This is a genomic window from Barnesiella sp. An22 (assembly GCF_002159975.1).
Taxonomy (GTDB): domain Bacteria; phylum Bacteroidota; class Bacteroidia; order Bacteroidales; family Barnesiellaceae; genus Barnesiella; species Barnesiella merdigallinarum.
In genome coordinates this window covers 118,544-130,771 of record NZ_NFJR01000001.1, presented here as the reverse complement: position 1 = coordinate 130,771, position 12,228 = coordinate 118,544, and the positions used below count along the sequence as shown (strand labels likewise).

At 51.3% G+C, this 12,228-nt stretch carries 15 protein-coding genes; 10 read left to right on the top strand and 5 right to left on the bottom strand.

Translation table 11 applies throughout. The features are described 5' to 3' along the window. Nucleotides 1-103: 103 nt before the first annotated feature. From B5F38_RS00580 to B5F38_RS00540, 9 genes are all read left to right on the top strand, one after another. On the top strand, nucleotides 104-331 hold the full coding sequence (locus tag B5F38_RS00580) for a 4Fe-4S binding protein (RefSeq protein ID WP_084546950.1): 228 nt from the start codon (nucleotides 104-106) through the stop codon (nucleotides 329-331). A gap of 28 nt (nucleotides 332-359) precedes the next feature. Then, complete coding sequence (locus B5F38_RS00575) at nucleotides 360-1,439, top strand: 3-methyl-2-oxobutanoate dehydrogenase subunit VorB (protein ID WP_087407375.1); 1,080 nt, start codon at nucleotides 360-362, stop codon at nucleotides 1,437-1,439. 39 nt (nucleotides 1,440-1,478) lie between these two features. Beyond that, nucleotides 1,479-2,240, top strand: a complete 762-nt coding sequence (locus B5F38_RS00570) for a thiamine pyrophosphate-dependent enzyme (RefSeq protein WP_087407374.1) — start codon at nucleotides 1,479-1,481, stop codon at nucleotides 2,238-2,240. A gap of 18 nt (nucleotides 2,241-2,258) precedes the next feature. Further along, nucleotides 2,259-2,801 carry a 2-oxoacid:acceptor oxidoreductase family protein gene (locus B5F38_RS00565; protein WP_087407373.1) on the top strand — a complete coding sequence of 181 codons (543 nt, stop codon included), beginning with the start codon at nucleotides 2,259-2,261 and terminating at the stop codon, nucleotides 2,799-2,801. A gap of 180 nt (nucleotides 2,802-2,981) precedes the next feature. Beyond that, complete coding sequence (locus tag B5F38_RS00560) at nucleotides 2,982-3,458, top strand: DUF4252 domain-containing protein (protein WP_158096817.1); 477 nt, start codon at nucleotides 2,982-2,984, stop codon at nucleotides 3,456-3,458. Nucleotides 3,459-3,469: 11 nt separating this feature from the next. Further along, nucleotides 3,470-3,898: a DUF4252 domain-containing protein gene (locus tag B5F38_RS00555; RefSeq protein WP_087407371.1), complete on the top strand. Its 429-nt coding sequence runs from the start codon at nucleotides 3,470-3,472 to the stop codon at nucleotides 3,896-3,898. 9 nt (nucleotides 3,899-3,907) lie between these two features. Next, nucleotides 3,908-4,405 (top strand): sigma-70 family RNA polymerase sigma factor, encoded by a 498-nt coding sequence (locus B5F38_RS00550; RefSeq protein WP_087407370.1) that lies wholly within the window; start codon nucleotides 3,908-3,910, stop codon nucleotides 4,403-4,405. Then, nucleotides 4,402-4,893: a hypothetical protein gene (locus tag B5F38_RS00545; RefSeq protein ID WP_087407369.1), complete on the top strand. Its 492-nt coding sequence runs from the start codon at nucleotides 4,402-4,404 to the stop codon at nucleotides 4,891-4,893. Before B5F38_RS00550 ends, B5F38_RS00545 begins: the two co-directional genes overlap by 4 nt. 3 nt (nucleotides 4,894-4,896) lie before the next feature. Further along, nucleotides 4,897-5,376 carry a DUF4252 domain-containing protein gene (locus B5F38_RS00540; RefSeq protein WP_087407368.1) on the top strand — a complete coding sequence of 160 codons (480 nt, stop codon included), beginning with the start codon at nucleotides 4,897-4,899 and terminating at the stop codon, nucleotides 5,374-5,376. A gap of 94 nt (nucleotides 5,377-5,470) precedes the next feature. Here the strand turns inward: B5F38_RS00540 and B5F38_RS00535 are convergent, their stop codons facing one another. From B5F38_RS00535 to B5F38_RS00525, 3 genes are read right to left on the bottom strand one after another with little or no spacing between them, the layout of a single operon-like run. Beyond that, nucleotides 5,471-6,061: a hypothetical protein gene (locus B5F38_RS00535; protein ID WP_087407367.1), complete on the bottom strand. Its 591-nt coding sequence runs from the start codon at nucleotides 6,059-6,061 to the stop codon at nucleotides 5,471-5,473. Then, nucleotides 6,058-6,345: a DUF2089 family protein gene (locus tag B5F38_RS00530; RefSeq protein ID WP_087407366.1), complete on the bottom strand. Its 288-nt coding sequence runs from the start codon at nucleotides 6,343-6,345 to the stop codon at nucleotides 6,058-6,060. Before B5F38_RS00530 ends, B5F38_RS00535 begins: the two co-directional genes overlap by 4 nt. Beyond that, nucleotides 6,342-7,271 carry an alpha/beta fold hydrolase gene (locus B5F38_RS00525; protein WP_241147789.1) on the bottom strand — a complete coding sequence of 310 codons (930 nt, stop codon included), beginning with the start codon at nucleotides 7,269-7,271 and terminating at the stop codon, nucleotides 6,342-6,344. Before B5F38_RS00525 ends, B5F38_RS00530 begins: the two co-directional genes overlap by 4 nt. 260 nt (nucleotides 7,272-7,531) lie before the next feature. On the opposite strand from B5F38_RS00525, the gene B5F38_RS00520 reads away from it, so the two are divergent. Continuing rightward, nucleotides 7,532-8,650 (top strand): DUF362 domain-containing protein, encoded by a 1,119-nt coding sequence (locus tag B5F38_RS00520; protein WP_087407364.1) that lies wholly within the window; start codon nucleotides 7,532-7,534, stop codon nucleotides 8,648-8,650. 57 nt (nucleotides 8,651-8,707) lie between these two features. Here B5F38_RS00520 and B5F38_RS00515 read toward each other — a convergent pair whose 3' ends face one another. Both B5F38_RS00515 and B5F38_RS00510 read right to left on the bottom strand, forming a co-directional pair. Further along, nucleotides 8,708-10,336: a DUF3943 domain-containing protein gene (locus B5F38_RS00515; RefSeq protein WP_087407363.1), complete on the bottom strand. Its 1,629-nt coding sequence runs from the start codon at nucleotides 10,334-10,336 to the stop codon at nucleotides 8,708-8,710. A gap of 228 nt (nucleotides 10,337-10,564) precedes the next feature. Next, complete coding sequence (locus tag B5F38_RS00510; protein WP_087407362.1) at nucleotides 10,565-12,223, bottom strand: hypothetical protein; 1,659 nt, start codon at nucleotides 12,221-12,223, stop codon at nucleotides 10,565-10,567. Nucleotides 12,224-12,228 lie beyond the last annotated feature (5 nt).

Here is a 12,228-nt window from a genome sequence, read left to right as displayed (position 1 = left end):
GTCAACCTTTTATACAGATAGGTAGTTTTGAGAAAAAACTACCTATTTTGCTATCAATTTAAAAATATATTTTTTATATTTGTGAAACTAAAAACAATAACATATGGCTAAAATCAAAGGCGCTGTCGTCGTTAACAAAGAACGTTGCAAAGGCTGCGAACTATGCGTGGTCGCCTGTCCCAGTCAGGTTCTCGCATTACAGCCTACCGAAGTTAATGATCGAGGTTATCATTATGCTTTCATGCAAAATCCCGACGCATGTATCGGGTGTGCAAGTTGCGGACTCGTATGTCCCGACGGGTGTATCACCGTATATAAAGTAAAATTGTAACCGGTTCATTCCGATAAATCCGTTAATTATGAAAGAAGAGATAAAACTGATGAAGGGTAACGAAGCCATAGCCCATGCAGCTATACGCTATGGAGCCGATGGTTATTTCGGATACCCCATTACTCCCCAGTCGGAGGTGATGGAAACGCTCATGGAAGAGCAACCGTGGGAAACGACCGGTATGGTTGTATTGCAAGCCGAGAGCGAAGTGGCTGCCATCAACATGGTGTATGGCGGTGCCAGTTGCGGCAAGGCCGTGATGACGACCTCGTCGAGCCCCGGTGTAAGTTTGATGCAGGAGGGTGTCTCCTACCTGGCAGGTGCCGAGTTGCCCTGCTTGATTGTCAACGTCATGCGAGGAGGCCCGGGTCTGGGTACCATCCAGCCAAGTCAGGCCGACTACTTCCAGGCTACCAAAGGCGGCGGTCACGGCGACTACCACCTCATTACGCTGGCTCCCGCATCGGTACAGGAGATGGCCGATTTCGTGGCACTGGGTTTCGACCTGGCCTTCAAATACCGTAACCCTGCTATTCTGCTGGCCGACGGTGTTATCGGGCAGATGATGGAAAAGGTGGTTTTGCCTCCCTTCCGCAAACGCCGCACCGAAGAAGAGATACGCCAGCAAAATCCGTGGGCTACACTGGGAAAACCCAAAGACCGCAAACGGAACGTAGTTACCTCGCTCGAACTCGACCCCGCCATCATGGAGCAGAACAACATCCGCTTCCAGGCCACCTACAAACGCATTGCCGAAAACGAGGTCCGCTACGAAGAGATCAACTGTGAAAACGCCGACTACCTGATAGTTGCCTTCGGTTCCATGTCGCGTATCTGCCAGAAGACCATCGAACTGGCTGCCGAAGAGGGTATCAAGATAGGTCTGTTGCGACCCATCACGCTGTGGCCCTTCCCCACGGAAGCCATCGCCCGCCAGGCCGATCATGTGAAAGGCATCCTTTCGGCCGAGCTCAATGCCGGACAAATGGTAGAAGATGTTCGTCTGGCCGTCAACGGAAAAGTACGGGTAGAACACTTCGGCCGTCTGGGAGGTATCGTTCCCACGCCCGACGAAGTTCTGACCGCACTGAAAGAAAAACTAATGTAAATACCCGAACCTGAAGGTGGTTCATAACTCATACGCATTATGGATATCAACGAAATTATAAAGCCCGAGAACCTGGTTTACACGAAACCTCGGCTCATGAACGATAATCCCATGCACTACTGCCCGGGTTGTAGCCATGGCGTAGTACATAAACTCATTGCCGAAGTCATCGACGAAATGGGTATTGAAGAAGAGACAATAGGTGTAGCCCCCGTAGGGTGTGCCGTATTTGCCTACAACTATATCGACGTCGACTGGATCGAAGCCGCTCACGGTCGTGCACCGGCCATCGCCACTGCCGTAAAACGACTCAACCCCAAGAAGATGGTATTCACCTACCAAGGCGACGGCGACCTGGCTGCCATCGGTACGGCCGAGACCATCCACGCCTGCAACCGTGGCGAAAACATTGCCATCATATTCATCAATAACGGTATATATGGTATGACCGGTGGTCAGATGGCCCCCACGACCCTCGAGGGCATGAAGACCTCGACCTGCCCCTATGGCCGTAACGTAGCCTTGAACGGATACCCCCTGCGCATTGCCGAACTGGTAGAACGCGTCGACGGTACCTGCTATGTAACCCGCCAGAGCGTACACACTCCCGCCGCCATACGCAAAGCCAAGAAAGCCATCCGTCTGGCCTTCGAAAACTCGATGGCCGGCAAAGGCACCTCGATGGTCGAAATCGTATCGACCTGTAACTCGGGTTGGAAAATGTCTCCCGTCAAATCCAACCAATGGATGGAGGAACACATGTTTGCCAAATACCCGCTGGGAGACCTCAAAAACGTATAATCAAAAAACACGACCGACATGAAAGAAGAAATTATCATAGCTGGATTCGGCGGACAAGGCGTGCTCTCGATGGGTAAGATACTCGCCTACTCCGGACTGATGGAAGGCAAAGAGGTTACCTGGATGCCTTCGTACGGACCCGAACAACGAGGCGGTACGGCCAACGTGACGGTAATCCTCAGCGACGAGCGCATCAGCTCGCCGGTATTGAACTCGTTCGACGTGGCTGTCATCCTGAACCAACCCTCGCTCGAGAAGTTTGAAAACAAGGTAAAACCGGGCGGTATTCTCATTTACGACGGTTACGGAATACACCACCCCCCTACGCGTACCGACATCAACGTCTATCGCATCAACGCCATGGAGGCTGCTATCGAGATGAACAACACCAAGGCCCTGAACATGATTGTATTGGGAGGTTTGCTCAAGTTGAAACCGATGGTGAGCATGGAGAATGTATTGAAGGGGCTTAAGAAATCGCTTCCCGAACGTCACCACAACCTCATTCCGCTGAACGAGAAAGCCATCTTGAAAGGCATGGAAATTATTCAAAAGGCTTAAACAAGCTCTTGAAAATAAGTATACCATAGAGAACGAGAGAAAAGAATCACACTTTTCTCTCGTTTTTTTTTATTTTCTTTGTAACATATTCCCGGATTGTTCGTCCTCTATATGAAAACCGAAGATAAAGCGCTTATCACCCGGAATCAGAATGAAGGACCTAATAAAAAAATGAATAAGATGAAAACCCGAATCTTCCTCACCGCATTGCTCCTGCTGGGCTGCTCATTGCTCCTGCTGGGCTGCTCGTCGGCCATCGTAGCCGGGAACTGTATCGACAACCTGTCACGCTCGATTGCCCGACTGCCCGAAGCACAAACCGTCAACATAAACCCGTTTGTCATGAACTTGATCAAACCCTTCTCGTCCGAAATGAAAGGGGTGAAATCGATGAACATAGTCAGTGCCGAAGATATTTCGACTGCCGACTATACCCGGCTGAAAAAGCTGATAGAGGATTGCCAGAGCGAAGGCTACGAGACGATTATCTCGTCGAATGAAGATGGAGAGATAGCCCGCATACTGATGAAGATGGAGAAAGACAAGATCAGAGAAATCGTCATTCTCTCTCTCGAAGAGGACGAGGCAAACCTCATACGCATCAAAGGCGCAATAGATCCTAAACAACTGAACGAAATTATCGAAAACAACAAATAATACCTCCAGCCATGAAAACAAGAATCTTTACACTCTCCATCTTGCTGCTCTCGGCCTTGACAGTCTTGGCCGGGAACAAGATAGACAAACTGTTCGACCAGGTAAAGGACCTGCCCAACGCCGAGTATACCCACGAAAAGATAAGCAAAACAGAGAAAAAGGGAGTAATCGATGGCATCAAGAACCTGGAAGCCGTCGAAGCTGCCATCGACGAAAGCACTTACCAAACTCTGCGAAAGACGATTGTGAAGGGGGATTACAAGCCCTACGAAATGCTCATCGATACCCATGACGATGACGAAGTGGTGAAAATCCTTATGAAACGCAATAAGAAGAAAATTACCGAAGTCGTCATCATCGACCTCGAAAAAGATGAAATCAATCTGGTAAGATTCAAAGGGAATCTGAAATCGGAGCTCCTGAACAAAACGATAGAATAGTCGATCGATATGACTCACGCGGAGTTTAAAGCGAGATTCCTGCCCTACTACCAAAAGCTCTACCGCATCGCCTACCGATACGTGGGCAATGCGTGCGACGCCGAGGATATGGTACAGAGCACCTACCTGAAGCTGTGGGAGAAGCAGGATTTTCTCGAGCATGTCGAAAGCGACGAAGCCTATGCCGTCACCACCTTGAAGCACATGTGCCTCGACAAGTTGAAGGCTCCGCTCGTCCAGACCGACGACGAATCGGGACTGGTTGGCGAGAGTTCGCCGGAGCCTCCACCCGACCAGGCACTCGAGCAGAAAGAAGAGATGAAGATAGTGCTGCACATCATCTCCGAGTTGCCCGAACAGCAACGGCAGGTTGTACTGCTGAGGCATTTCGAAGAGAAGAGCACAGAAGAAATAGAACGCGAAACCGGCCTGAGCAACGTCAACATACGGGTGTTGCTCTCGCGGGCCCGAAAAACGATTAAAGAACTATTTACACAAACGATATGACCACACAAGAGTTACGAAAACAAATAGACTCCTTCTTTGAAGGCAATCTGTCGGAGGCCGACGAACAAGCGTTGAGAGACTATTTGGCCACTCACGAGGTTCCACAGGAATTTCTCGCCGAGAAGCGCATCGTCCTCGCACTCGTGCCCCACACGGTCGAAATCCCCGAGGGGCTGGAAGAGCGGCTGTCGTCATTTATCGACCGGCTGCCGGCCCGCAAAAAAGCGATGCGCATCGCTCCCGTCTGGCGATGGGTAAGCGGTATTGCCGCTATCGTGGTTCTGGCCTCGGCTGCCGCACTCTATTTCACCCGACAACCGGCCTCGCCCCAACTTAACGCCCAAGAGATGTATGCCTGCGCCGAGGCTCAACGAGCCTTGCTGCTCGTCTCTCAGAAACTGAACAAAGGTACCCAGCAGTGGCAACAGGCCCAGCAGGAGATTATCAAGACCAACCGAATCATCAACAAACATTTCAAATACGAATAAACTATGAAACGACTTATTTATACGCTGTTATGGATGGCTCTCGGGCTGTTCTCGGCCCAGGCTCAAAACTCCTCCATATTCGACCAATTCTCCAACGAGAAAAACGTCACCTATGTCAACATATCCAAAGCACTGCTGAACATGATGCCCGCGGGGCAGCTGGAGGTCGATGCCCTCGACCTGAAAAGCGTCATCAACGACCTCGACCGCATCCAGATTCTTACTTGTGAAGAGGATGCCAACCTGATCAAGCGCATTCGCAAGGCCAGCTCGGCCTACTTCAAGAAAGCCCCCTATGAGGAGTTGATGCAGGTAAAGGACGACGAAGAGTCGGTTGTCATCTACATCTATCCCAAGCCTCAGAAAAAAATCAAGGAACTGGTGATGCTGGTCGACGACGGCAGCGAAGAGTTTGTGCTCATACAGCTCACCGGCGATATCTCCATCAGTCAGCTCCAGAGTCTGACCAAAAACATACAATAACGAACAGCACACGATTTTCTCATACGAACGAAGCGGCTACCGGGCATTCATCCCCGATAGCCGCTTCACTTTTTCTTGAGTCATATCTCTCCGCTCAATAGCAGAGCCCTATCAAATAGCGGCAGAGTATATCACCGCCAAAGATACCGATGATAAAGACCAGCCACAGGTTTCGCCCCTTCAGATTACAAGCGACCGATATGGCCCTAAACATCCAGTACAATACCCATATCGTAAGCAACAGGCTCACGGCACCGAGCCACACAACTGCCAGCAGCCAAGTCGTGTCGGAGAGCAGCCGGTCGGCCGCCTGCAACGACTGTATTTTCACGATCTCGTGCATCGGGGGTAATGCCATGAAGAGCGAGAGCAGCACAAAGGGCAGTTGGGCAAAGGCGACGGTTCCCAACACATCGACGGGCCGCACATGCGAACGGCTGCAAAACAAGGCCAAAAGATAAATCAACACCGAGGGTACCAGCCAAACGGCCAAATGCTCGACCACAAAGCACCACCACGCCCCGTTGGGAGCACCGCCATAGTGCAGCAGGCCATGAAAATGAACTCCGCCCACAAATGCGATAGCCGTAGCCACCACGATACCTGCCACACCCCACACGAGCGAGGTGTAACCGGCTACCCTGTAAAAGGGATTTTTCAAAAATGCCAAAACCGTTTTCATCATGCCTCCATATTATTCAGTTTCTCAATCAAATCGTCCAGATAGTTGCGCACCGTAGGGTAGCTCACCCCCATCTGCTTGGCCATATCCTTCAGGCTTCCGCTCGCTTTTACAAACTCGAGCATGAAGCGTTGCTCCTCTTCGGTCAGCCGGGTCAGAACCGGCAGGTCAAACACGCCCGACACTTCGGTGCCACACTGGTCGCAAACCATCTTGGCGACCTTCAACGGAGCCTCACACGCCGGGCAGCGCAGCGGCAATCGTTTTTTCGTTTCGTTTTGATTCATGGCTTTATAAATTTTTCGATTACGTTCAACAACTCCTCTACGACCGGCAGGTCGGGATTGGTATAGGTAGCCTGCTGCACTCCGGCATCGACCGTGTCGCACGACTTCAATACGTGATTCATGTTCTCGATGAGATGCAACTCGGCCTGAGGCTGAGCCGCCTTCAACGCTTCGGCATCCCCTACCGATACCTGTATATCCTTATCGCCCTGGACCAACAGCACCGGCTGCTCCAAACGGGCCACTACCTCCCGCGGATCGTACCGATACCACGACATCAGATAGGGTTGCACCGAGGGGCGATACAGCGCCATCAATCCCACAGGTACGTCGTTCACAGCCTTTCCGGCCCGCAACGAGTCGTTAATGTTCTTCACCAACTGGCGCACCTCGGCCGGCTGGTTGCTCATCTGAGTCTCGATAATCTCATAAGCCGGATGTCCCGCACCAGCTATGGAGACGAAACCTTTTACTTTCGCATTCCCTTCACTGGCCAGCATGCCTATCAACGACCCCTCGCTATGCCCCACGACAAAGATACCCGAAAAACGGCTATCCTCACTCAACAGCTCTATCCACCCCCGGGCATCGGCCACATAATCGTCGAATCGCAAATCCTTCTCCTCCTTACCGGCCGCGGCACTCGAGGCAATGCCCCGCTTGTCGTAACGCAGCGAGGCGATACCCCGCCGGGCCAACCCTTCGGCCAGCAGTTTCAACGAATTGTTTTTAAGGGTGACGGCTCCCAGCAGCGAATTGCCATCCATATCGGTAGGACCCGACCCGGCAATAATCAGAACTACCGGCGGACGTTCGACATCGGGCAGCATCACCCTTCCCTGGATTTCACCCGTAGGAGTACCGAGCGAAATCGGTTGCTCCCCGGCAGCCCAGCAGAGCATCGGGAACAAGGCTGCCAGCATCATCAGTTTTACGTTTTTCCGTTTCATCGCTATACTTTTATCGGTTAAATTTCTTCTACAAATATAGTATTACTTTTCCATAAATAAAATAAAAGTTCAATTTTATTTATATAGAAATAAATTTTATTCAATTCTTGCTCTACAAATAGCAGTTGTATTCCGATATTTTTTTTCGTACATTTGTTTCAGAAAAGAGAGGGAGGCCCACTACCAATCAGAGGGTCTTCTATACAGTACACGACATTCAACTAAAACAAGCTGTTATGGAAAAGTCAAAGGTATTTTTCACCAATCTGCACACCACCCCCTCGAGCAACCTGCTCGACAAGATGGAGCGGTTAATCAAACGGGGCGGTATCGAGACCATCGATTTCAAGGACCAGTTTGTAGCTATAAAAATCCACTTCGGGGAGCCGGGCAACCTGGCCTACCTGCGGCCCAACTATGCCGCCCGACTGGCCAATCTGCTCCGTTCGTGGGGTGCCAAACCCTTCCTCACCGACTGCAATACGCTCTACTCGGGCCGACGTGCCAATGCCGTAGACCACCTGCAAAGCGCCATGGAAAACGGCTATAACCCCATCTCGGCCCAATGCCAGGTAATCATTGCCGATGGTCTGAAAGGGACCGAATACCGCGAAATACCCCTGAATGGCGAATATTGCAAAGCGCCTAAAATCGGGGCTGCCTTGGCCGATGCCGACATCATTATCTCGATGACCCATTTCAAGGGGCACGAGCAGGCCGGATTTGGCGGAGCCTTGAAAAACCTGGGTATGGGTGGTGCCAGCGTGGGCGGCAAACTGGAGCTGCACTGCAACTCGCAACCCCGTATCGATATTGACAACTGCAAGGGCTGCAACGTATGCGTGAAACACTGTGCCCACGACGCCATACACCTCAATGCCGACCACAAGGCCGTAATCGACTACGACAAATGCGTAGGTTGCGGACAGTGCGTAGCCTTGTGCCAACACGATGCAGCCGTCATGGGCGAAAGCGATACCTCGGAACGGCTCAATTACAAGATTGCCGAATACACGCAAGCCATCTTGAAAGATAAACCCAACTTCCACATCAGTTTCATCATGAACGTGTCGCCCGAGTGCGACTGCTGGAATCACAACGATGCCGCCATCGTGCCCGACCTGGGTATCCTGGCCTCGTTCGACCCCGTAGCTCTCGACAAGGCTTGTGCCGATCTGGTGATTGCCGCTCCGGCCATCGACGGCAGCCGTCTGGTCGAGAAGCATCCTCACGAACATCTCGAAGGTGCCGACAAGTTCCACCTGATGCACCCAGACACCAACTGGCAAGCCGGTCTCGAACATGCCGAAAAGATAGGATTAGGTACCATGCAATATGAACTGATTACCGTCTGACCGACGGCAACCGGTTCATCATCTTTCCCCGACTGCACTCCCGATGCGACGATGCGCTCAAATATGATACGAGAGCATCAGTCGAAATTCAAACGTATCGGAACGCACGTCGGGGAAATATTTATAATGGGTTTTACGTCGATACCAGGCCGTCTCGGCTGCAATAGAGAGCTGAGGAGCTATGGCAAACGAGGCTCTGAAGTTCAAACGCTGTAACCGGGCATTGCCCACATCGCCCTGCGCATTGAGGTAGTTCTGGTCTATATGCTCATAATCTTTCTGTTCATAGCCTTTCCAGGTGAAAATGTGGTAATTCTCAAAAGCCAGATAGAGCCCCAGCTTTTGCCGCAGCGAAAAGAGCCCGTTGACCCGCACGCTATACCCGCTGCCCATATTGTAGTCCCGGTCGTGAAACTGAAAGTAGTCACTCAACGAACCACCTAACACAATGCCCGACAGAAAGCCATTCAGCGACAGGCTATTGTTGCCTTGAAACCGGGCCCGATACAACAAACCGGGGCCGTATGAGACCGTCTCGGCTATGCGGAACGGTGTGTATGACGATTCATCCGAAAAGCTCTCACTGTCGTAATAGTTATAATTCTGGAAGATACCGGCAAACAGCTCGTTGCCATTGGCATAGTCGTGTGCCCTACCCCATATCGAGGCACAGATACTGGCCTCACCGATAGCCGGCTGACGAGAAAAGAGATTCAACAACATACGTGCCGTAAAATGCTCGAACGGCTCATTCCCCTCGATCTCGAACGGATCGTTATAAAACATATTAAATCCAATGAACCCGATATGTCGGCTGCGATTGGGCTGTGAGTCAAAACAGTTGAGCACCCGATAGCCGGCATCGAACTGAAAATAAAACGGCACGGTAGCCGTACGGTCGACATATCGTGGTCCCACGCGCCAGGCCTCGCCGGTCATCAATCGATTGACTCCACGCACCGGGTTGAGTATCAAGCCCACCGCCTCGTGTGCAAAGCGATTCCACCCCCGAGCCTGCCCGTTGAGCGCAAGCGACGACAAGCGATAGCTCACCTCGCCCAGCGCCATACCGCCCAGGGTAGTAGAGATAATATCGTTGGTCGAAGGTGGCTGCAACTCCAGAAACAACTCCCAGATGGAGCTGCCAAACAAGGCATAGGGAGCCGATTCCCAGAAGTTCAAACCGTTGGAGCGTGCACAGTTGAAATACAATCCGCCCTGATATGGATGGAAAAAGAGGTTGGTGTTGAACTTGTCGTTATCCCACAAGAACCCCGTCTTAAAATTGTTTTTAATCGACGACCAGGTAATCTGTGCATAGTCTTCGTGAATGATATAACGGGTAATAATGTGAAACAACGCATTGGTTCCCACCACCTCTACCCCCGACAACCATGGCCGTTTGCGAGGAGGGGCTGCTATATCCCAATCGGGATTACTTATCTCTTGGGGTACCTGAAAAGCGGTATCGACACGACTGCTGTCGACTCGGGCCTCCATACCCGACGAATCGATTGTAACGGCATGCTGAGAAGACATGGCTCTGTTCACGATACAGCTGTCCATGCCGACTTCCATAATCTCTCTCCTATATATCGAATCGGGCTCTGCAGCCGAAACGTACGAGACGAAAAAAGGGAGGTTCACACCTACCCATATCCCTAAAATCTTTTTACCTGCTTTCATTCTTTCTTATTAACAGAGTGCCAAGATAAGGAATAAACCAATACGAAAATCGGCTATGCGAGTTATCGAAAAACGATACCGCATTTTGGAACAATCATTCCCAGGCTTCACCTCCGAGAGACATCTACACCGCACCCATATATAAACCGGCCGGGCGATACGGAAAGAGGCCACCCCGTAACCCGAGGCGGCCTCTTCTTTAATCTATGTTCGTACGAATCGACCCGATTAACGTACAATACACTTTTGACCATTTACAAAATAGACACCGGCCGGCAACTCGATTACTTCACGTCCGGCAAATTTGCCCGTAGCATAGCAAGCGCCGTTGGCATGAACTACCGAATAGTCAACCTCTTCGTTGCTGAGCAGCTCGATTTGGTTTTCACCGGCAATCACTCTCAAGCCGTCGTTCTCCGACTCCTGGATACCTACCGATTTGTTTTCGAACAAGATTGTGATGGCAACATCGCCGTCGATATATTCGGCCGGGATTGTAATCAAACCATCTTCGCTAAGCTCCATATTATCGACTTTCCACTGACGGTTACCGAACAGATACTCTTCGCCCTCGTGGTTGTAGCCGTGCTTGATTTCGAGACCGGTAATGTCGTAGTTGTCGTCCATGGCAATGTTGAACGAGAAGTCTTCGCCAAAGGGAATCTCAGCAGGCAGAGCCGAACCGTCGGCGGCAGTCACTTCGCACATTCTGGCTACTACATTCAAAGCCACATTGTCGCGGTGTACATTGGCCAGGTAATCGACAATACCACCACCATTGGCTACAACCGAGTTGTCGGAAGCCGGGTTACCGGCAGCCACCGAGCTATCCCAGTCGACCTTGCAACGGATGCGGTAGAAGCCCGGCGCCATGTCGGAAGCAAGCGTAAATGCAGGAGGATCGAGGCTTGTATCGTTCGAAGCCGATGCACCGGTACTGTTATAGCCCGACAAATAAGAATAGGCGACCAAATCGCTGCTGGCGGTAGGAACATTGTTCTGAATATCTACATCGAAACGTCCGTCGTTACCCTTATCGATATAGACATACCGGTGCATCCAGCTACCGGTGTAGGTAAATGCCACATTGACGGTCTCGCCCACTTTCAACTCAATGGGATCGGCCGAGGTCTTGTCGACATATACGGTCTTCTCGCTTGCTATGTTCGACTGATACGAAGCCCCCATATTGCCCGAGAAAGCAAGGCCCTCGAGAGCACGGTCATTACGGGTTTTCTCTTGCGTAGCCTCGAAGTTCAAGGGATAGGGATCGAATGTAAAGCGCTGTTGCGAATCGTCGTTGATGAGAATCTCGTCGAAATAGGCCACGTAATCGGTTTCGGTAGCCAGGTGCGAGTCTACATCGGGCACAATGACAATGCTGTGCAGTTCGGCAGCGTCGTTGCCATACACACTGAATACGGCATCGACCCATTTGTTGGCGTCGAGCTCCTTGGTTGCAGCCGTCACAAACTGTACGGTCGTAGCCGGCTGGTCGGCCCAGTCGTTACGTTTACCGAGTCCGACAAGAGCTACACGACCGGCCACAGGTTTATACATCAGTACATGGATGTATTGCGGTGTGGGCGACAAAGCAATAGGCGAAGTCAAATCGATGCGGGCACCGTACAAGTGGCTGCCATATCGCGAACGCTGGAAAGCCAGCACCTTGGCCGACCCGTTTATATCGTCGGATACCGGGTTGTCTACCACCTTAATCTGACCGGTCAGCAAGCCGGTATTGAACGGAGACTTGTCCCAATAATCATAGGTGGAGATTGCGCTGTAATCAACTTCCTCAAACTGGCACAAAGTAGTTTCGGCATATCCACCAAATGCCCAAAGCAACGAAACGGCACCAATGAGGTTCTTATATATTCTTTTCATCTTTT